This is a genomic window from Acidobacteriaceae bacterium (genome assembly GCA_028283655.1).
GTDB lineage: Bacteria > Acidobacteriota > Terriglobia > Terriglobales > Acidobacteriaceae > Granulicella.
Genome location: JAPWKE010000003.1, coordinates 244,816 through 267,582, shown reverse-complemented (window position 1 = coordinate 267,582; position 22,767 = coordinate 244,816). Strand labels below are relative to the sequence as shown.

Sequence of the window (22,767 nt, the reverse complement as noted above, 5' to 3'; positions counted from 1 at the left end):
ACTTCGCACGCATGATTCGAGCCTTTGCCGTCGCTTTCCTCTTGTTGCTCACGCTCTGCGGCTCCGGCTGCAGCGATGCCCCGCTGATCGAAAACAAGCCACATCTGACGCGTGATGTAACGCTCATCGATTCGACGTTCTACAGCGCGGCCCTTCGCCGCCGGATGCATCTGCGGCTGGTCTTCCCCGCCACTCCCACCGATCATCCACTGCCTGTGGTCTACCTGCTGCACGGCGCGGGTGTCGACTACCGCGACTGGGCCAACAACAGCGAGATCGCCAGCTTTGCAGCCGAAGGCTTTCTGCTGGTGATGCCGGATGCGCCCGGTGCGTACTACATCAACGAAGCAGAAAAACGGCACAACGAGTACGAGCAGTACATCACGGCAGACGTGCGGCAGCGCGTCGCGATGCTCGCCCCGCAGGGTGCAACGGACCGCGACCATACCGCCATCGTCGGCATCTCGCGCGGAGGTTACGGAGCCACAACGCTCGGCCTCAAGCACCCAGACCTCTACAGCTTCATCGGCGACATCAGTGGTGCCATCGACTTCCCCGAACGGCCCTTCCGCTGGCATCATCCATTTGAATCGAAGACGATCTACCGCGCCTTCGGCCCTCAGGGCAGCCCTACGAGGCAGCAAAACGATCCCCAGATTCTGGCCGAACACGTAGCCCAGGCGACCGCTCCGTACGTCTACATTGCGTGTGGGAACCAGGACCTTCTGCTAACGCCAAACCATCGTCTTGCGAATGAGCTTGATCAACGTGGTATCCCCCACGAATTTCACGTGATCAATGGAGCCCACAACTGGAATACTTGGAATGCACAGATGCCGCTGTTGGAAGCGGCGTTGCTGGCTCATCTCCGCTCGTAGGAAGAGGCTCCCGGTGAAGGGCGCTCGATACGTTTCACTTCTGACGGTTCTCTTTGTGTTTGCAACGGGTTGCTCTGAGGGACCGAGTACGGCTCTCCCCGCTGCAGGCGTGCGCGTCTTCGACAGCACCGTCCACTCCACCATCCTCGGCCGCAACCTCCCCATCCGCATCGCGATGCCGGAACACATCGCTCCCGGCGAAAAGCTGCCGGTGGTGTATCTGCTGCATGGCTATGCGTCGAACTACACGTCGTTTTCCAGCTGGTCGGCGACGGACGCAGACCTCGTTCCACACGGTTACATCCTCGCCATGCCGGAAGACCCTTCGGGCTTCTATCTGAACCAGCGGGCCTCCAACGGCCGCTACGAAGACTACTTCCTGACCGAAGTGATTCCCGCGGTGAGCAAGCTTGTGCCGGAGGCGGAGAACGACCCTGCGCATCGTGCGGTCGTCGGCATGTCGCGTGGCGGCTACGGCGCCATCAGCATCGCGCTGCGCCATCCCGGAACGTTCGCCTTTGCGGGCGGACTGAACTCCGCGCTCGACATCTCCACCCGCCCCTTTATCTGGACAGAGCTTCGCGAATCCATGCGCACCAACGAGGCGCTGGGCAAGCCGGGCAGCAAACTGCGCCACAAGTACGACCCTTTCACCCTCATCCGCCAGGCATCGCCCTCGCAGGCACCGTTCCTCTTCATGGCCTGGAGCAACGATGACGACGACAACGACGACGACAAAGCCTTCGCCGCAGAGCTTACCCGCCGCGGCTTCCGCCACACCGTCGCCACCGTGCCGGGCAAACACACCTGGGATGCCACGTCGCTGATGATGCCTGAGCTGGCCCAGTCACTCGACGCCTGCTTCCACCCCGCGCAGCCAACGAGCGCCGCACGATGAATCCGCTGGACTGGCTACTGATCACCCTGCTGGCGTACTCCACGGTGCGCGCCATCTTTCGCGGCTTCGTGCGCGAGGCGTTTGCCCTGGCCGGGCTGATTGTCGGCTTTTTTGCTGCCTGCTGGGGCTACCAGTCGCTGGCGTTGAAGCTGAAGGGCATGATCAACACCGTGCCGCTGGCCCAGTTTCTGGCGTTTCTGCTCATCCTGCTCGGCGTCATGGCAATTGCCACGCTGCTGGGTCATCTGGTGAAGCGGACGGCCTCGGCTGTGGGTCTGGGCTTCTTCGATCGTGCGCTGGGTGCGGTCTTTGGCATCATTCGAGGTGCAGTTCTGGGCGGAGCGTTCCTGCTCTCGGTCACCGCATTCCTGCCCACCGCTCCCTGGATCCAACATTCTTTGCTCGCACCGTATTTCCTCCGCGCCGCTCATGGGGTATCCTTCACCATGCCCGCCGAGCTTTCCACCCGGCTGCACTCCGGGCTCGAGCAAATCAAGCACACAAACGGCGATTGGATCAAATTACCCTCGCCGTCGCACACTGGTAGCTCATCCTCTGCATCGAAGGACTTCTGACGAGTGAAACGCGATCTCGACAACCTCATTCTGCAAATGCACGACGCCGGCATCAACTACAACGATGCGGTGCGTGAGTTTAAGAAGCGCTACATCCTCGAGATCCTTTCGCGTCACCGCGGAAACCAGTGCAAAGCCGCTGAAGAACTCGGCATGCATCGCAACACACTCTCGCGCACGCTTGCAGAGCTGAACATGGACTCCGCACAGATCCGCAAGGGAATGCGCCGCCCCGTCCGTTCGGTTCGCCCGGCGGCTGCGGCCCTCCGGACAAATCTTCAGATCGTGAACGGAGGACGTTAGCGCCTGCGCTGCGTCTAAACCGCATGTCACCCTTGTTGCAAAGCCGTCGAGCCGCGTTCTCCCTTTCGCTGGCCCTGCTTTGCTCCACAGGCTTTGCACAGACTACCCACAAGACAGAAATGAACACGCCGGTGAGCACTCCCGCCGGCGCACAGCCAACGACGCCAGAGAACAACGAGGCTAAGCCTCCGGCCAAACCGGTCTCGGAGCGTGATCGCCGCGAAGCCGACGACGCCTATCTCTCCGGTGCCCGTGCCGTCGAGCATCACAACTACGTCGCGGCAGAAAAGTCCTTTGCGCACGCCGTCTCGCTGAACCCCAACAACGCCGACTACACGCGCGCCGTGCTCTTCGCCCGCGAGGCCCGCGTAACCGAACTGATTCACGAAGCCGCTCTTGCGCGCTACAAAAAGGACAACACTCGCGCACAATCTCTGCTTGCCGAGGCCCACAAACTCGACCCGGACAACCGCATTGCAGCGGCCCATCTTGCGGCAGGCGGCGAACCGAACTCTCCGGCCATCGATCCCCTGCGCTTCCCTGCGGAGAACATCGCCTCCACACTCGCTGGAGCGCCACACCTGAAGGCTACGCCGGGCAAGCACAGCTTCAACGAGCGCGGCGACGCAGCCAGCGTACTGCGCGCCGTGTACGGAGCCTGGGGCATTCAGATTGCTATGGACGAGAGCGCGCCGCAGACGCAGAACGTGCGCTTCGTTCTCGACGACGCGGACTTCGATACAGCCACCGCGCTCGTTCATCAGATGACCAAGAGCTTCGCCGCTCCTGTTCAGGCCGACCGGGTCATCATCTCCAAAGACACGCAGGAGAACCGTGACCGCCTGATGCCGCTCATCGAAGAGACGATCTACCTGCGCGGCATGAGCAACGAGCAGATGCAGGAGTTCGCCAACGTCGCGCGCAACGTCTTCGACATCAAGAACGTCACCGCCAGTGCGACTGGCGGAACTATTCTGCTGCGGGGTGACGAGCCAACACTCAGGCTCGTCAACGCCACATACGCCGACATGCTCGACGGCGACTCCGATGTTCTGCTCGACATCAATCTCTACGAAATCGACAAGTCCGTAACGAGAGACATCGGCGTCACAACGCCCACCAGCGCCAGCGTTTTCCCCGTCTATACAACAGCCACCAACATCCTGAATGAGAATCAAAGCTCCATTTCGCAGGCCGTTTCCGCCGGGCTGCTGACACTCACCGGCAACGCCGCGACCGACCTTCCGGTTGAGCTTTACTTCCTTTACGCTGCGGGGCTGCTTACCTCTTCCGAAAGCTCGCTCATCTCAGGCCTTCTCGGGACACTCGGCACCTATAACGGCCTCCCGCTCGCAGGCGTGACCATCTCCAGCGGCGTCACGCTCAATGCTCTGCTGACTGACTCTGAAGCCCACCTGCTGGACTCAATGCAGGTACGCGCGGGCAACAACCAACCTGCGGAGTTCCGCACGGGTGAGCATTACCCGATCGTCACCGCAACGTACACCTCCGGTTCCGCCTCCACCTCTGCTGCAGTTTCAAGCCTGCTGGCGCAGTATGGCTACAGCTCGACCTCCACCGCTGCAAGCGTGCCGCAGATCCAGTACGAAGACCTTGGCCTGACGCTGAAGGCCACGCCACGCATCCAGCGCAGCGGACAGGTCTTTCTCAAGATGGACCTAAAGCTGGAGGCCCTCGGCTCAACCTCGCTGAACGGCATTCCGGTGCTGAATAACCGCCAGTTCACCTCCACCACGACCGTGCCGGATGGACAGACTGTGCTGCTTACCAGCCAGGTAAGCTCCAGCGAAATAGGCGCCCTCTCCGGCCTGCCAGGCCTGAACGATGTGCCGGGCTTCCAGGGCACGAACAAAGATGTCGAAAACGACAAGACAGAGCTGCTGATCACCATTACGCCGCACGTTGTGCGGCAGGCAAACGCTCATGTCACCAGCCGGGCACTTCGCGCTCCGCATCCGCTCGCTGAAAGCCAGTAACGCAGCTAGACAGGCGGCCTCAGCTCACGGACTCGCCGAAGTCCGCGCACCGAGTTGCAGAGGTAGATCTCTTCCGCCTGCTCCAGATGCTCCCGGGTCAGACGCCTCTCCGTCACGCGCCCGACGTCCAACAGCTTTCTGCGAAAAACTCCCGGCAGCACCCCTGAAGCGAGCGGTGGAGTAAGCCAGCCTCCGTTCAAAACCACCACGACATTGTGAATGGCGCCTTCCGTAACCTCTCCGTCCTCGTTCAGGAAGAGAGCATCCGCGCATCCAGCCGCCTGCGCAGCTTGAAAGGCCTGATCGTAAAGCGCTCGGCGCGTCGTCTTGTGGCGCAGGAATAAATCGTTCGCCTGCGTACGTTGCGGCCAAAGCAGCAGGTCGACCGGCTCCTCAGAAGGAGTTGGCAGGGCCGTGGAACTCCAGCTGGCAACGCCTTCCCGGTCGAGCAACAGCCGCACTCTCCGACGCTCGTTGCCCGCCTCCTGCAGAGCCTCGCGCAGCGCTTTTTGTACGCGCTCCCCGTCGAAGACCATGCCAAAGTACTCGGCCGACTCAGCCATTCGCTCCAGATGCTCGGGCAGCAGCGTGTAAGCTCCGTTCTCCACCAGCAGCGTCTCAATGAGCGAAAATGGCTCTATTGCCGGGAGCGTCAAAAACGCCAGCTTCGTCTTGCACTCCGCATACTCTAACTCCGCGACCGAGTCCGCAACGATCCCAGACCCCACGCCCATGCGGGCTTCCTGCCCTCGCAGGCTCACGGTCCGAATCGCCACGTTGAACTCCGCTTGACCATCCGGCGTAATGTATCCGATCGCCCCCGTGTACACTCCGCGCCTGCGCGCCTCAAGCTCCCAAAGCCGGCGCATCGTCTGCACCTTCGGCGCGCCAACGATCGATCCCGAAGGAAACAGCGCGCGAAAGATCTCCGCATAGCCCACGCCATCCCGCAGCCTCCCTTCAACGGTCGAGGTCATCTGCAGCACGGTCGGGTAACGCTCCACGTGGAACAGCTCCGTCGCCTTCACCGAGCCAATTTTGCAGATCCGTCCCAGATCATTGCGCAGCAGATCGACGATCATCACGTTCTCAGCGCGGTTCTTCTCATCCGCCTGCAGCCACGCAGCCTGGGCCCGCGTTTCGGCCATATCCACCCCCGGAGCAGCGGTTCCCTTCATCGGTCGAGTCACAATGCGCTCGCCGTCGCGGCGAAAGAACAGCTCGGGCGAAAAGGACAGCACATGCCACGCAGCCTGTGGACGAAGCAGCGCCGCGTACTCCACCGGCTGCGCTTGCAGAAGCCGCTGATAGAGCGCCTCTGCGCTCTCCCCGGCCTGCCAGCAGGCCTCCATCGTGAGATTGGCCTGATACGTTTCCCCGGCTGCGATCAACCGCTGCACAGCCTCGACACGAGAAACGTACTCAACCTCAGTCAGCGATAGCCGAACCGCTTGGACCGAACTCTCGGCTACCTCGCTCAGAGAGTTCTCAACACTCTCTGATGACCGATAGCAGCCCAGCCACAACAGCGGCTCCCCATCCAGAGGCTCTGGCACCAGAGCGGCCAGCACCGATTCGAGCGCCAACCCAGCCTCATAGCCCACAAACCCCGCCACAGAGAGGCCTTCTGCCAGCGCACGATCCACCGCCAGCAGCGCCGCAGGAACGTCCGCAACACTCCTTGCCTCAATCACCCGCACGGGATCACGAAAGAGCAGCCGCTTCCCGGGACGACCATCTACCGCAACACTCTCCAGCAGCACAGAGCCCACGTCCAACAACATAGCCAATGTGCCGCCTCCCGGAACATCCTGAATCACATCCAAAATACGAGGGCCCTCCATTTAGGAGGGCAGCGAACAATTGATTTTGGAGGCGCGGGTTGAGATCGAACGCTCCGCTGCGTCCTACATCAAGAACCCATACAAAGTATGGATCGGCTTCTCACATGCCACGAGCAGCCACAAGAATGCAGTGCCGTAAGCTCTGAAGGCCATTCGCTTCTTACATCCCATAGGGGAGCACGCATTCCCTCTCGCACTACAGAGTACATCGCGCTTCGCAATGCAGTGACACCAAACTATTTTGAGGCTGGCTACGGCGTAGAGCTTGACCTCAGAAGAGCGTCCCAGATGAATGGCTAGGCCAAGATGCGGACGGCAGACGGAATCCTTATGGAGTGAACGCCTACGGCCATTTCGAAGTTGCACGATGGAAGCGCCAAGGATACGGCTCGGCAAAACTCCCAACGCGGTCAGACTACTTGCAGACTTCACGAACTTGGCGAGTAAGCAACTCACGTCCTACCCTGGATTCTGAACAGTCTCAATACAACCGTATAGAACGATGGCCTGCTAGAGAAGAACTCTAGCAGGCCATCGGCGCTAGGGATCAATCGTGATGACAAGTGTCAGAGCTACATTATGAGAAATGCCACTCTGGTTTGTCGCCGTCACCGTGAAGGGATAGCTTCCGACTGCGGTAATCGATGAAGACCCGACATTACCACATCCCGTCATCGAGCCAAGCAACAACAGGCAGAAGAGACTCAAGGCCATGCCGCTCATCAACTTGCGACGGCGGAAGAGCACACAGCCGAGACATGCAGCGAAGGTTGCCGCAATCGGCAAGCCGCGTCCAGGAAGGTTGCGCTGCTGGTTGCTCGACGTCGCAATATTGTTTGTTTTGACCGTAAGCGTTACAGCCGTAGCTGCGGTAGTTCCACTTGCGAAGCTCACAGGAGACGTTGGTGAGAAGGTGCAGGAGGCACCTGCAGGCAATCCGCTGCATGCGAGTGTGACACTCGTTGTACCGAAGTAAGGAGTAAGCGAGAGAGCGTACGTCGCGCTTGCGGCCTGGGCTACGGTAACCGTCGAAGGTGTCGCCGAGAGAATAAAATCACTACTCTCAGTAATGGCAGCAGAGGTCGATCCCGAATAATTCGTTGTGGCTGGGATGAACTGAGCCGTCAAGGATGCGGACGGAACGCCTGTCGAGGTAAGCGTTAGCGTTGCTGTATCTGCTGCGTTGATCGTGACAGAACCAAGCGAAATCGTTCCGCTGAAGAATGTTACAGATCCCGTAACACCAGCTGCCGAAGAACTCACCACCGCAGTGAGCGTCACGCTCGGAGTGGTTGCGGAGAGATTGTCGGCAACCGTAAGTGTGGTCGCGGTTGCTGCAGGCGTGATCGTCAGACTCGTGCTCGAGTTTGTCGTTGCGCCGAAGTTTCCATCACCGGCATAGCTAACCGTGATCGGATAAGAACCGGCCGCGAAGGTCGATGTAGGATAGCTTGCCGTGCAAGTGATGGGCGAGCTGTTGCCACTGCAGGTTGCCGCCACGGTGCTGCCTCCGGATACGAGGAAGCTGACTGCACCGGTCGGCGTACCTGAGAGCGTGTAACTAAGCGCTGCCGTTAGTGTCGTCGATGTCGCTTCGTAGACAGCAGCAGGACTGCCGCTGACGGCAAGCGTCACTGAAGACTTCGTCACCGTTAGCGTGCCCGTTGTGGAAGTCGCGAGGTATTGGCTATCCGCAGCTATGTTCATCGTGATGGTGTATGAACCCACTGCAAGCGTCGATGTGGGATAGCTTGCCGTACAGGTAAGCGGTGTGCTCGAGCCTGTGCAGGTCGCGGTTACGGCACTACCACTGCCTACAGTGAACGTTACTGCACCTGTAGGAGCTGCGATGCCGGTGGAGTATGCAACCGATCCCGTAAGCGTAGCCGTTGAGGTGCCATACGACACGGTCGGCGTACCAGTGATCGAAAGCGTTGCGGTCGCGTACGTCGTTACGGTAAGCGTTCCAGTTCCTGAAGCTGCAGCATAGTTGCTATCGGCAGCCATACTCGCTGTGATCGTGTAGGTTCCTGCCGTAAGACTCGACGTTGTATACGTTGCCGTGCAGGTACGCGGAGACGTCGATCCTGTACAAGTTGCCGTCACCAAAGCACCGGTGCCGACGACAAAGGTCACCGCTCCTGTTGGAGCAGTGGACAGCGCGTAAGCGGCCGACGCGGTCAACGTCACACTCGTTACGCCTTGTACCGTCGAGACGTTTGTGACACTGACCGTCGGTGTCGATACGGTTCCAGTACCGACAAGTGCAGCTACCGCAGTAACGGGTGATGAAGAGACAAACGTGAGCGTACTTGTGTGTGCGCCCGTGGTCTGCGGCTGGAACGTTGCAATCTCTGCACAGTTGCCGCCTGCACTAATACTCTGCCCCACGGAACAACCGCTGGTGCTAGCCGCCGCTACCGCAAAGTCCGTGGAATCACTCAAGGTGCCGAGTGAACTTCCGAGAGTCAAAGCAGTATTGCCACCGTTATTGAGCGTAAGCGTGCTCAAGGCTGTTTGGCCGAGCGCAGTTTGAGCATAGCTGATAGTCGGCGTACTGCGGTTCAACGTCAAGAGGCCGTTCGTGCCGGAAGCAGCCAGTAGTACATTTCCGCTCGCATCAACTGCGAGCCCGGCGAGACCGGTAGTGCCACTCAGCAGCGTAGAAGACGTTGTGCTGCCTGCGGGAAGAATGACGACATTTTGATTGCTGGAGTCAGCGATGAGAAGATCGCCAGCTGCATCAACCGCCAAGCCACCAGGGGTTACAAGGCTAGGCGAGATGCTGACTACCGACTGCACGCTGCTGGCGCTCAATTCAACGATGCGAGCATTACCACTGTCGGCTACGAAGACGTCGCCGGCGGTATCGACAGCGACAGAGCGCGGGCTGCTTAGTCCGCTGAAGGCGAGCGTGGATGCAACACCCAGCGCCGGAATTTTCAGCACGCGATTGTTGCCTGTGTCAGCAACATACAGTGTGCCCTCGCCGTCCACCGCGACACCTGCGGGCGCGCTTAGCGCGGTTGTCGTTCCCGATGCACCAAAGAAACTCAACGCCGATGCGGTACCTGACGCAGTCAGCTGCACGATACGGTTGTTTCCAGCATCAGCGACATACACGTTGCCCGCACCGTCGACAGCGACCTGCGCTGCGGACTTGAACGCTGTTCCCGTTGTGCCTGTAGCAAACGCAGCAAGTGCAGCTCCGCTTGCAGATTTGTAAAGGGTATTCGTGGTCGTATCGACGAGATACACATTGCCGTTTTGAGATACAGCTACCCCCGATGGGGTAAGCGTGAGGCCCGAAGCAGCAACAGTCGTTGTGGAACCAGCATCAACTGTAAGCAAGGGCGAACCGCCGATGCCGCTCACATATGCCGAACCCAATGCAGTGCTAGAAGCAGACAGGGCGAACGATCCTTGTCGCATACCAGGCAGCGTAGGGGTAAACTTGGCATTATAGATACAGGTTTCCGCAGTAATGGTGCTGCAAGTATCACTGCCTGCATCGCTGAATTCCGCCGAGCTTCCGCCACTCAACGTATACGCCTGCGTTGGCGAGTAAGTAGTCACGCTGCTGGTTGGGGTGAAGGCTAGTACTGATGTTGCCGAGTCGCCGACTGCGACTGTACCAAATTGTCCACCAAACGTAGCCTTGCGGATGATCGCGCCTGCTCCGGTATTGATTCGTTCCTCCAACCAGTACAGGTTTCCAGAAAGATCAGAAACAATGTTTCCATTTCCACCGTACGGAAGGACCTCGGTTGCTGGGCAACCATCCCCATACGCATCTGTCATGACTGGGCCAGTTATGGGGCTCGTCGTACCGTTGCACGCGATGCCTGCTGCGGGCGTAGCGCTCGACGCTGCGGTGTAGTTCGTCGACGTCGCGCTTATGCCGCCAAGCAATTCGCCAACACCCGAGCTCGCGGAAACACGCCACAGATAAGCATTTGTGTCGAACAGAAGTAAATTGCCGCCCTGATCCATACCGATTTTCTGGATCGCGCCGAAATTGATCGACCAGGCAGCAAGTCCGATGGATGAAATCGAGGATGACGCCGTACCCGTGCTATTCCCCGCAACGGAGTAGACATACCCCGCGACAGGACTTGTAATCACTGTTTGCGTGCTCCCCGAATACAGCGGGGGCGTTGTACCGGAGGCGTAAACAACGCGGATCTTATCGTCGCCGCTATCGGCTATGAACAGGTTCCCGTATTTGTCCGCATATAAACAATACGGAGCATTCACGAGCCCCGCGGTGGCGATACTCCCGTCGCCGTTCGTTCCCGCGGCGGTTCCGCCTTTATTCATGTAGGTGGTCCAGCCATAGACGCCGCCAACCGAGCCGAATTTCTTGATTTGATTTCCGGCGGTAGTCGCAAGGTAGCCCGAGATTGTGGCCTGCGTACCGTTATCGGCGACATAGATATTCTCGCTTGAATCCACCGCGATGGAACGCAACGATATGAACTCACTTACGGTGCTAGTGGCGCCACCGCTCAATGAGTACAAATAACCAACCTGTGGGGTAACCGTCTGTCCGTACACGGTTTTGTAGTAATTGGTGATTAGTGTGGATAAGGCTGAGCCCTGCACGTAAATCACCGAAACACGTAGGGTACCCGCGTCATTAGCGAAGAAAATGTTGCCATCCGAATCGACGGCAAGCCCGCCACCGAAGGGGCGAATCACCGCTTGCTTCGCGGGGCAACCATCGCCGTTCTGGTTGAGCGCGACCGTTCCGGAAGTTCCCGTACAGTAATAAACGTCAGAGCTTGCCGTGAGAACAGTACTCACTCCACCAAAGCCATACATATCGCCGACGACTGGAGTTGTTGTCAACGCGGTTCCAGCAGTAAGAGCCGCAGCAAGAGCACTCCCCCCTTGATAGACAACGCGCACCATACGGGAGCCCGCGTAGTCCGTGGTGTAAATGTTGCTGTACTGGTCGATGGCAAGTCCGTAGGAGTAGTCCAGAAGAGCTTGCGTTGCCGGGCAACCGTTGCCATAAGAGTCCAGACGTCCAGTAGTTCCCGAGGCGCATGCCGCCTCCCCAGTTCCGTTGTACGTCGAGCCTGGAACACCGGCGTAAGCCGACAGGATCGGTACCTGAATCATCGATGGTGTCGACTGCGCATTCATAGCACATGGAACCGCAAGAGCCAGCGAAACGGCCTTCAGAAGGTGGCTCACCATCGCTCTTCGCAGCTTGTTTGTCAACCAGTTCATTCGTTATTCCTCTCAATTGCTAACTTGCCTGCGTACGAGCGACACACGCGGATCTACAGCACGCAAATAAAGCGCATTCTAGATGCGTACTCTCCAACGCAAGGTGGATACGGCTTGGCTCAACGGCTCGACTAATCTCTATGGGTGTTCGCTGATCTATTCGGATAGTAGGTTTCGTGAAAGATGACCGTCAATCTGACAAAAGTCAGTATTTTAAGATCACTTTGCGGTCCCCATTCCTTCGCAATTTTGCTAAAAATAGCCCCCCGAAACGACAGGGGGGCTTCCGGAAGACACGACTCATATGAGTTGCCTAAAACTTTAGGTTCAGGCCCAGTTGAAGATGACGCTCGACGGTAGATGTGGTGCTCGTGCCTTCCCCAAAATCACTGTTAGAAACAACAGCATAGAAAGATCCCCAGCTCACTCCATTCAGTACATTGAAGGCATTTGCACGGAAGTTCAACACCATACCACGGCTAAGAGAAAAGTCCTTACTTACTGAAGCATCAACGTTGTGATAGCCAGGCATTCGCACGGAGCCAACCTTCGAGTTGCCGAAGCCAGTTGTAAGCTCTTCACCGAAGGCCGAGGTTCCGTTATCGTTCTTTGAATAAACCTTAGTGCTGCCTGCGCCATACCCCATTACAGTATTGGCAAGGAACGGCACACTGGTATATGTAGTGTTCGTCGCGGGTTTCGCGGAGGGATCGGTTCCCAGCCAGTGATCATGGCTACGGTTCACAATCTTCAGCGGACGATACATATTAGCCCTTACGACACCACTAGAGACGCCGTTGACGGAGTAATACGGCGTCGAGAAGATCGTTTGGGGAAAGCCCGTGTGATAACTTCCGGAAATAGAGGCTTTCCACCCACCGAGCACACCATCCACTAAACGATTCCAGTGCTTCCCAATCATCTGACCGCGGCCAAACGGAAGTGAGTAAACGATGGCAAACGAGATGTTATGTGTTGTATCGAAGAAAGAAGGACCGTAATCGCCAGCCAGATTCGTGCTGTCTTGCGGATATGCACCCGCCGACCCCGACACACCGGAACTGCCATAGTATCCGGGGCTATCCGACATCGACTTGCTATACGTGTAGTTTGCCAAAAACATAAGGTCTCGGCTTGTATGCTGCTGCAATGTTGCCTGAAGCGAGTTATAGTTCATCACTCCTTCTGACTCGGTGTACTGCACATTGTGTGCCGCAAGGTTGGGCAGCACTGTGGCCAGAGGCGAATTACAGAAAGTACCGCCAGCAACCAGAGGATAAATGCTACAAGGAGCCTGATTCAGGCCAAGAAGATCGAACAAATGGTTTCCATCCTGCCCCACATAACCAACCTGCAAGCCGAGACTATGTGTGAACTGGTAGGCCAAGAGAAGATCGAACTGCTGCACAAAGGCAGGCTTTACTCGCGGATCCCATCCAATCATGTTACCCGCGATAGTTGTAGGAGTAACCGACTGCGCTGGATAACCATCGGTCATCCTTAATGGCGCGGAACCTGCTGCCGTCGCAGAGCTGTTGAAAATAAAAGGGGGATTCTGTGTCATACGCTGATTCGCCCCAAGACCTTCCATAAAGTTTGTAATGCCGTATCCACCTCGAATCACGAAGCGGTTCTGCAGGCTCGCAGGTGCGAATGCGAATCCAAACCGTGGCATAAATCCTAGCCAATAAGCATTGATGAGTGACCGGTTAGCTCCATTCAAGCCAGCGTAACTGATCCCTCCGGTGTAAGGGTTGATGTTCACCATATGATTGTGAACCTCATACATCGGCTGATCCCACTCCCAGCGTATGCCAAGATTTAGAGTGAGATTCGGGAGAATTTTGTAGTCGTCCTGGAAGTAAAGAGCGTCACGCCATTGGCGTTGCCCCCAGCGGCCATGGCTGCTGCCAACGTAATATTTCGTGGCTTCGTCTGCCAGGAAATCCCCCCAAGCATCACCCGTTGAAAGTGCTGTATTGGAAGTAGACCCGGTAAAGTTCCACTGTCCATCGGGACCATAGTTACCTGCGTAGTAGCGATTTTCCTGATAACGAATCGCCTGTCCGCCGATCTTGAAAAAATGCTTCCCATGTGACCACTCAAGCTTGTCGCCATAGTTGAACGCGTTCACCAGACCATCTGTAGCTCTGCCACCGGTGGAAATACCGAAGCTGGTCATATTGATGAGTTTTGTGCCTCCCAAAGAAATCGTAGGCTCACCGTCAAAAACCTGATGGTAGTTCGGGATGCCATAGTCCGCTACACCGTTCTTGCCAATCAGGCCTGTTGGGTCGATAGGGTAATTGGTGTAACGCGAGCGACTAAAGCCAACGCGAGCATCATTCAGCAAATTTCCGCCAAAAGTATGCGTCCAGTTCACCACGAACCCATTGTAAGGGTAGTCTCCAGTATAGGTTGAGTCGACCGGCATCGCGACAATGGGCGTAGAATTAACGTTCGATACTTGCGTGTAGCGGATCGATAGGAGATCTTTATTAGATGCCTTCCAATCAATCTTCACATCTCCTTGATTTACGCTCACCTTCTGGAGCTGGTAACCAACGAAGTTATTGCCGCTGGTCGTAGACCCGTTGTCAGTGACACAGCCGACACCCGGCGTTCCAGCCTTTACTCCCGCAGCATATTGGTTACACACAGCATAGAGTTCCGGATGGCTTAGAACGAACTGAGCTGCTGGATTCACAATCTGGACGGCCCGACTTACCGCGGGACTGTATGCCGTTCCAGTTCCCTTTAGATAAGCTTGTCCTGTCATATCGTGCGTCTGATCGTTCCCAAAATTGGGGTCAGGCTGAAAACTCTTCGGCGTTGTGCCCACATGCTGGCGCACGCCACGATAATCAATGAAAAAGAAAAGTTTATCGTGCTTGATTGGGCCACCAATGGTGGCTCCAAAGTAAGCGCGGTCCTGGCCTGTACGAGGAGTGATCGTAACGCCATGCTTGTTTGACCACGCGTTTGCATTGAACACGGTCGTCTGATCCTGAAGGAACGCTTCACCATGAAACACGTTCGTGCCACTCTTGGTGATCATGACAACCTGGCCGCCGTTTGCATTGCCCCACTCTGCGGTATTGTTACCCGTGACCATTTGATATTCCGCAAGCGAATTGCGAGAAGGAGAGTAAGCCATCTCGTTGTCGATAGCATCATTAATGTCCATACCATCGAGTGTGAAATTGTTCGACTGCTCGCGGTTGCCATTCACATTGAAGCTTGGATTGGAATAGCTCGTCGGATTCGAAATATTATCGAAGCCTGCAGGGTTTGCCTGCACGACACCAGGCGTCAGCATGCCAAGCGTCATCACGTTGTCTGCAACAAGCGGAAGACGATCGATGATCTTTGCCTCGAACGTAGTGCTTAGCGTCGAATCCTGCGTATCGAGGATCGGGGGCATGGTGTCAACATTTACGACCTCTGAGACGTTTCCAAGGGAGAGGGCGACGTCAAAGCGGGCATCCTGGCCACCAATCAAGGCGAAGGACTTGACCGAAGCCTTTTTGTACCCACTCGCCGAAATTGTGACGGTGTAGTTGCCAATAGGGAGAGATGCTATGGTGTAAACGCCGCTCTGGTTTGTCTTGCCCGGGAAGGTAATCCCGGTATCAATATTCCTTGCGATGACGCTCGCGCCCGGCACAACCGCTCCACTAGGATCTGTTACGGTGCCGGTGACCGAAGCATTCACGTTCTGTGCCACGGCCGTATGCAATGCAACGAAAACCAGCAGAAGAAACAAAAATGAGGATAGGGCATTTCGCCACACAGCTCTTTGACATGCATTCATCCGTCTACAACCTCTTGGCATAGATTCGCGACCCCGTCAGACGGACTGCAATAAAATTTTCTGAACGGATCGAGGCCAATGCTAGGTTCCGGAAGCCGGAGAATCAATCTGCTAAAAGTCAGGAATTTGTCCTACTCTTCAGAAAGGCATGCGTTCGAAGCAAGCAGCCTTGAGCGCATCGGTTCATATGCGTGTACGGCAAGACTGTACTTCGCGTTCTTCGGAAACAATCTCGTATCGAAAGCGGAGAATCACCGTCTCACACTATGACGAAAGTCACATTGCCGAATCCCGATACCCGCTTCAGTGCTACGAATTACGCTAGAAGTATCCACACGCTTCCTCTCAAAGGCAATCCCCGGAATGTCGATCGAAACGTCATCTTTGAGACTTCTTGAGCGCAACCCGCGCCCCGCTCTCGGGCTTCGCGCTTGCGCCAGCGTTGTCTTGCTCCTCGTTGCGTTCGCCTCTCTGCGGGCGCAGTTGACAGCCACAGACCAGCCCGTGGCGACCTACCTTCAACGGGTGTGGCAGACTCAGGACGGTCTTCCGGAAGCGAACATTCAGGCATTGGCACAAACACCCGAGGGCTATCTCTGGGTGGGTACAACCGGTGGCCTGGCGCGATTTGATGGCGAGAAGTTCACCATTTTCAACCATCAGACAACACCAGCCCTCACCGTCGACGGCATCGCCAGCCTTACGGTAGCGAAGAACGGCGACCTATGGATCGGAACATTCGGTGGTGGGCTTGTCCGCTATCGAGATGGAGAGTTTCACCGCTATGCGAATGGTGAAGGGTTCACCTTAGGCTTCATCCGGAGCGTCGTGGAAGATGATCAGGGCGCTCTGCTGGTCGCGACCTACGGAGGTCTCTTCCGGATGGAAGGCGACCACCTCGCCCGCTTTAAGAGCAATATTCATGAGCTCGAGAAGTCCTCCATCTTTTCGATGACAAAGGACCTAAGTGGTACGGTGTGGGTTGGAGCGACGACGCTTGTTCGCATTCAGCACGGCACCGCAACTGCCTATCCCGCATCAGGGCTTCCCCCGATGGTTCTGGTGCGGGCCACAGTGGTGGATAAGAATCGCACCCTCTGGGTAGGCACAACCTCGGGCCTCTTCAAGTCGTCGCTCACCAAGGATGATTTGCCTTTGCATTTCACGCCAGTACAGGCTATTCGTGGTGGCGTTCGTTCACTTTTCCTCTTCCCGGATGGTCGCCTATGGGTCGGCACCTCAGATCAGGGGAGCTTCCTGCTCGACGGAAATAGCACGCGCCCACTAGCGATGCCCGCGGCACTTCCAAGCAATGCAGTATTTACCGTCCTGCAGGATCGCAATGGAAGCTACTGGGTGGGGACCCAGGCTGGCCTTGCAAGACTTGCCCATCCAGAGACGTCGATCATCTTCCTGCCAAAGAGTTCAGACAGTGTCTCCCAAACCATCTCCGCTGATCCGAAAGGGCATCTTTGGGTTGCGTCGACAAACCTGTACGACATACAAAACGGGCACGCAAAGGAAGTAACGCTGCCTGGTCTCGCGCAAATTCATGTGGTAACAGTGCTGCGAGATCACGATGGGTGCCTTTGGTTAGGCACCTTCGATCAAGGCATCTATCAACTCAAAGATGGCCATCTCATCCACTTCCCGATGCAGATCAACCTTCGAGACATTCGTGCCATGCTCCAACGGCGCGATGGAACAATATGGATCGCAGGCGGCTCTGGCATCAGTCGTTTTCGTGATGGAAAGATTGAACCTCTATCGGGCATGAACGGGCTGCCAGCGCAGGTAAGTGGTGCTCATACGCTCTTCGAAGATCACACAGGCGCTCTGTGGATCGGGGCAGACCAGGGTCTTTATCTCTGGCGCAACGACGCTCTTGAGACAAACAAACTCACCAAGACGATTCAAAATGTTCCGGTATGGGCGATGCATGAAGACCCAAGCGGTGCTCTATGGGTCGGTACGAACGGTCGAGGTATTTATCGCTGGAAAAATGGCAGGGTAGATGCATTGAATGCATCCAATGCGCTCTTGCCCAGCAAGATTTACGCCATCCTTCAAACACAGGACGGCGAGATTTGGATCAGCAGCCCTAACGGTATTTACTCCATCAGCGGCGAGAATCTCAACGCATTTGCCGACGACTCTCACCATGAGCCATCGGCTCGTCTCTATACCGCGCTGAGCGGCGTTTATACGACACAGATGTTCGGTGGACTGCAACCAGCCGGAGCGATTACAGCCGACGGAAGCCTCTGGTTCCCCAGCCTGTACGGCCCTGTGCGCATCACGGCCAAGCAGCAGGATTCGATCAGAAGCATTCCTCCTGTAGTCATTCGATCCGTTCTGGTGAACGGAAAAGAATCTTCCGTCGAATCGCTGCAAGACCTCGCCGCCACATCGACCCGATTGGACATTCAATACGGTGCGATCGACCTGCTGCCACAGTCGAATTTGCGCTTTCGCTACAAGCTCGAGGGCTTTGATGAGCAATGGAATGAAGCAGGAACACAACGCATCGCCTCCTACACAAACCTTCCGCCCGGGAGATATACATTCCGTGTAGCTGCATACAGCATCGAGGCTCCAAGCAAGAGCTCTGAAGCTGAACTCCTCATCAAACGCCGCCCACCCTACTACCACACCTGGTGGTTCTTTCTGCTATGCGGAGCCATCCTAACGTGCGCGGTCGCCCTGTTCCATTTCATCCGTACACGACAGATTGCAAAGCAGTTTCGCGCCGTGATCAAAGAGCGCAATCGTGTTGCGCGCGAGATGCATGACACTCTGCTTCGTGGCTGCACAGGCGTATCCAGCCTTCTTGAAGCAATGGCGGCAACATCACAATTCCCTCAAGAGCCAGGCCACACATTGCTGGAGTCTTCGCGCCTCCAAATCAGTTCTACGATCGAAGAAGCACGACAAGCCATCTGGGGATTGCGGCTTGACCACGGCCCACAGGCATCTCTCAGCGCGCTTCTACGAGAAATCGCCCAACAGCTCGAGCATCAATTCGGTATTCCCATCTTCTTTCAAGCCGAAGGAAGAGAAGCTCTCATTCGACAAAACATTTCGCATCAGTTGCTTATGGCAACGCGAGAGGCTCTGTTCAACGCACTTCGGCACGCCACCCCTACTGAAGTTAGATTGACAATCTACTTCCTCAGAAATCAAATTCAGATTGAAGTCACAGACAACGGAACAGGATTCGACACGGGGTTTAGCTCCTTCAACGATGGACGGGAACACTATGGCCTCTCTGTGATGCGGGAACGCGTCGAGAGCCTGGGTGGAACTCTTCATATCCGCAGCTCCTCGGAAGACGGAACGAGTCTTGTAATGTTGGTATCGCTGAGTAAGCTTCGTAACAGGAAAGACTGGGATGCAAACAATGCTTGATGCAGCCAAAATTTCGGTGCTTGTTGTCGATGATCATCCGCTTACAAGAATTGGTGTATGCGCGACTATCAACGCCCAGCCAGACCTTGAAGTCATCGCCGGCGCAGGAACTACCGATGAAGCCGTTCATGCTTTTCGCACTCTGCTTCCTAACGTCATCTTGATGGACCTGAATCTTCCGACGGTCGGTGGTGTCAACGCGATTAAAGAGATTCGCAAGTGTCATTCTGAGACAAAGATCGTCGTTCTCACGACCTATGAAGGCGATGAGGACATACATCAGGCCTTGAAAGCAGGCGCGAACGGTTACGTGATCAAAGGCATGTCTCACGAGGTTTTGCTCGATGCAATTCGCACCGTCGCGAGTGGTGGGCTCTTCCTTCCGCCACCTATCATGAAGACGCTCCAAAGGCGAACGTCCGACACGACGCTGCGCCCCAGAGAGAAGGAAGTACTGGCAAAGATTGTTGCAGGCAAGAGTAATAAAGAGATCGCTTCCGACCTCGGCATCACGGAGGGAACGGTGAAGTGCCATGTGAGTGTCATCTTCATACGCCTCGGCGTCACAGATAGGACACAGGCGGCGATGGTGGCTCTCACGCGAGGGCTTGCGCATTTGTAGTTCTGCAGAATAAAGCGACATCACATAGTTTCGACAAAATGAATACCTCCGGTGTGCAGCATGACTGCACTGCCGCACGAGTTCTGCGTCGACAACGTCAACGATCTACGACAACCGAATTTCACTGGAGCCATCAGATTCATGAAGACGAATATCTGCCTATGGAGCGTACTCCTGCTCACGCAAGCTCTAGCTGTTAGCGCTCAGGTACCCGCCGGATTTGCGTCCAAGCCGACGTTCGATGAAGAGTTCACAGAGAATGCTCTACACACAGCTACGTGGAAGCAACGCGGCCTCGGTGTACGTAATCACTGTGTGAATACTCCAGACGCAATTCGAGTGCATGATGGCTACGCTACGATCACCACATACTCCACGTTGGAGAGTGGGGTACCGACGAACTACTGTGGAATGATCACCACCGATGGGACTTTCTCACAAAAATACGGCTACTGGGAGACAGCTGTCCGCTTCCACGCTGTGCCAGGCTTTCAATGTGCTTTCTGGGTTCAGTCCTCAACAATCGGTTCCATGATTGGCCACGCAGAAAACTCTGGCACTGAGATGGACGTGTTCGAGCATCTGGCACAGGCGAAAGAGAAGCAATACGATCATGCGATTCACTGGGATGGTTATGGCCCAGCCCACAAGCACGTCGTCTCCCACCAGGAACTCGACACTTTCGATGACGGCAAGTTTCATGTGTTCGGAGTCGCATGGACGCCGAGTGGATATACCTTCTATGTCGATGGCAAAGTAAGCTACGAGGTCTCTCCCTCTGAAGTTCCGGTATCAGCTATCCCGGAGTACATCATTTTGAGTTCAGAGGTTCCGCGTGCCTTCCCCGCTGAGGGTTTTGGCTCAAAACAAAACTCCCAGGCAACTTTCGACATCGACTACGTTCGTGTCTATCCCTACAAACCACACAAAGAGTCCGCGAAGTAATCCAGACGCATCATGACATAAGACCGTACCGCCCGTTTTTGGCGTACGGTCTTTTTCTTGCAGCATCCGCAATCCATGCAAACGCCAATATAGCCATACTGACCTTTGGCATATTGATTCCTTCTAACAGTGCTCAATATCCTTCCGGCAGTTCCACCTTTATCCATTTTGCGGCTTTGGCATAGCTGGCAAGAGCTATGAGACCAGCGCAGCACCGTCTTTGAAAGACAGCATTTTATTAGGAGCGTGACGGAAACATGATTAGGAAATGTCGTTTGACACTATGTATACCCACGATTTTAATTTTGCTTCTTGGATGCGGTGGATCAAGCCAAACATCAGGCGCGACCACGACCACGACCGACACGGCCACTCCGACAACGCCTAACGGCTTCATGCTTTACGACACATCCTATTTCGCCAACTCGCACAGCATCTTTGACAACAATGGGGCTCTGCACGCAGCCGTGGTGTATAGCCAGGGCACCTGGCCTGGTAGTTGTACTTCAACAGGGTGCGCAAACGCACCTACACAAGCTGAGTTCGATACCGTCGTTGAGAAGTACGTTGCTCAGTTTGGTAGCAGCAACGCTATCGTATTTGACTTCGAAGATCTTGTGATCACAAAGGAGACATCAACAGCGGCAGCAAACAATGCAGTCGCCTTGATTCAACAGCTGATTACCTGGACTCGAGCTCTTTACCCAAACGCAAAAATTGGTATGTATGACTACGACTTCAACACCAATTATGCTCCAGCAAGCTCAACCGGTTATAACGCAATTCGTGCACAGCTTTATCAAAACAACAGCGCCTCCTTTGATTTCTTCACACCGTCGATGTATCAGCGATGGACGACGCACGCTGTCTGGGACCAGTATCTAGCACAGGCGATCATCAACGATACGGCCATCAATGTAGCCAATGCATTGAATAAGCCGATCTACCCATACATCTCACCATTCGTGAGCGGCACGCCTAACGGGACGTTACTCACCGATACTGAATGGACCTCAGAGTTGGCAGACCTCGTCAGCTGCAACAGTCCCTCCAGCACGGCTTGCCAAGCCGTCATGGCCAACGTCACAGCTGTCTCTGGCGATTGCTCTTACTCCGGAAGTACGACAGCCTGCAGTCCTATCAACGGTGGGAATCTATGGGCCGGAGCTGCGACCGTCAGCCTTACGTCGAACACGAATTGGGTCATGGAGCTGCTCGCGATCATCCCCCCACCCATCAGCTCCGGCGTACAGTACAAGATCACCAGTTACGGCCAGACCGGGAAATGTATTGACGCTGGAAGTTCTACAGTCTCTACAGACACCTGCGGATCAGCCGCATCGCAACAATGGACGTTTACACCGCTTGCATCTGGCAATGGCACCTTCAGCGTCAGTAGCTCCAGTTACCAGCAAGCAAACCTGACCACAGCACAGAACGCGATCTGGGATGGCACCTCGAGCACGACAGCGCTCGCTACGCTCACCTCGACTGGCACTCCAACCGCAGCGCAGCAATGGCAGGTTGTCTCCACATCGCCGGGATACTACGAGTTCATTCTGCTCTCTGACTATGCCACCGCGGGAAACACTGATAGCGAAGCGTGTATGACGGCAAGCACGAGTGGAATACTCACAACATCGACCTGTAATGGAGGCGTCAATCAGCTCTTCACGCTCGGCTTTATCGTGGGCTCTGGCAGCCAAAGCATTGCACCCTCGCAAAACGCTTTTGTGGAAGGAGGAACGGACGATGCAACGAACTACGGAACCAGCGTCTATCTCAGCGTTGAAGATGCCACCGGCATCTACGCGCGCAACTCCTATTTGCAATTCGACCTCACAGGCGTCAGCGGAACCATCAAGAAAGCAACAGTATATCTAGTCGCTACGGGCGTCGATGCTGGAACCGCTTTGGACGGAGCTTATACCGTCTCGAGCAATGCATGGACCACCACCAGCATTACCTGGAATAACGCTCCAACATTCAGCACCACAGAAGTTGGCTCGTGGGGACTGACAGCAGCAGCAGCCGGCAAGCCCCTCTTCTTCGATGTCACCTCTGCGGCCGTCGCAGCACAATCAAGCGGCGCACTCTCCATTGGAATTGAGGGGACATTAGCGAATAGCGTGTATCACGCATACGCTTCGAGCCGCTCCACCACAACGTCCTATCAACCAATGTTGGTCGTTAGCACACAGTAAAAGAAACAAGGAGAGCTTTCGAAATCCCTCGAAAGCTCTCC

At 55.9% G+C, this 22,767-nt stretch carries 12 protein-coding genes; 9 read left to right on the top strand and 3 right to left on the bottom strand.

All coding sequences use genetic code 11. The features are described 5' to 3' along the window. Positions 1-11 precede the first annotated feature (11 nt). The 5 genes from PW792_03895 (at position 12) to PW792_03875 (ending at position 4,651) form a co-directional block, all read left to right on the top strand. Positions 12-878 (top strand): alpha/beta fold hydrolase, encoded by an 867-nt coding sequence (locus tag PW792_03895; protein ID MDE1161073.1) that lies wholly within the window; start codon positions 12-14, stop codon positions 876-878. A 13-nt stretch (positions 879-891) separates the two neighbouring features. Beyond that, the gene (locus PW792_03890; protein ID MDE1161072.1) at positions 892-1,776 is read left to right on the top strand and encodes an alpha/beta hydrolase-fold protein; all 885 of its coding nucleotides are present in this window, start codon (positions 892-894) and stop codon (positions 1,774-1,776) included. Further along, positions 1,773-2,351, top strand: a complete 579-nt coding sequence (locus PW792_03885; protein MDE1161071.1) for a CvpA family protein — start codon at positions 1,773-1,775, stop codon at positions 2,349-2,351. The genes PW792_03890 and PW792_03885 overlap by 4 nt, the downstream gene beginning before the upstream one ends. 3 nt (positions 2,352-2,354) lie before the next feature. Next, positions 2,355-2,654, top strand: a complete 300-nt coding sequence (locus PW792_03880) for a helix-turn-helix domain-containing protein (protein ID MDE1161070.1) — start codon at positions 2,355-2,357, stop codon at positions 2,652-2,654. Between the two features lie 131 nt (positions 2,655-2,785). Further along, positions 2,786-4,651: a type II and III secretion system protein gene (locus PW792_03875; protein MDE1161069.1), complete on the top strand. Its 1,866-nt coding sequence runs from the start codon at positions 2,786-2,788 to the stop codon at positions 4,649-4,651. 5 nt (positions 4,652-4,656) lie between these two features. On the opposite strand, the gene pabB is transcribed toward PW792_03875, so the two are convergent. The 3 genes from pabB to PW792_03860 all read right to left on the bottom strand — a co-directional run bounded on the left by pabB (position 4,657) and on the right by PW792_03860 (position 15,526). Further along, positions 4,657-6,435, bottom strand: a complete 1,779-nt coding sequence (gene pabB / locus PW792_03870; protein MDE1161068.1) for an aminodeoxychorismate synthase component I — start codon at positions 6,433-6,435, stop codon at positions 4,657-4,659. Between the two features lie 600 nt (positions 6,436-7,035). After that, the gene (locus tag PW792_03865) at positions 7,036-11,733 is read right to left on the bottom strand and encodes an Ig-like domain repeat protein (GenBank protein MDE1161067.1); all 4,698 of its coding nucleotides are present in this window, start codon (positions 11,731-11,733) and stop codon (positions 7,036-7,038) included. A 313-nt stretch (positions 11,734-12,046) separates the two neighbouring features. Next, entirely contained in the window at positions 12,047-15,526 is a 3,480-nt protein-coding gene (locus PW792_03860) for a carboxypeptidase-like regulatory domain-containing protein (protein MDE1161066.1), read from the bottom strand. 1,176 nt (positions 15,527-16,702) lie between these two features. Between PW792_03860 and PW792_03855 the strand changes: the two genes are divergently transcribed. The 4 genes from PW792_03855 (at position 16,703) to PW792_03840 (ending at position 22,726) form a co-directional block, all read left to right on the top strand. Then, positions 16,703-18,955: a two-component regulator propeller domain-containing protein gene (locus PW792_03855; GenBank protein ID MDE1161065.1), complete on the top strand. Its 2,253-nt coding sequence runs from the start codon at positions 16,703-16,705 to the stop codon at positions 18,953-18,955. Beyond that, a complete protein-coding gene (locus tag PW792_03850; protein ID MDE1161064.1) occupies positions 18,939-19,577 on the top strand; it encodes a response regulator transcription factor in 639 nt (212 codons plus the stop codon). Before PW792_03855 ends, PW792_03850 begins: the two co-directional genes overlap by 17 nt. Before the next feature lie 141 nt (positions 19,578-19,718). Continuing rightward, positions 19,719-20,522 (top strand): glycoside hydrolase family 16 protein, encoded by an 804-nt coding sequence (locus tag PW792_03845; protein ID MDE1161063.1) that lies wholly within the window; start codon positions 19,719-19,721, stop codon positions 20,520-20,522. 305 nt (positions 20,523-20,827) lie between these two features. Then, a complete protein-coding gene (locus tag PW792_03840) occupies positions 20,828-22,726 on the top strand; it encodes a DNRLRE domain-containing protein (protein ID MDE1161062.1) in 1,899 nt (632 codons plus the stop codon). The last annotated feature ends 41 nt before the right edge of the window (positions 22,727-22,767 follow it).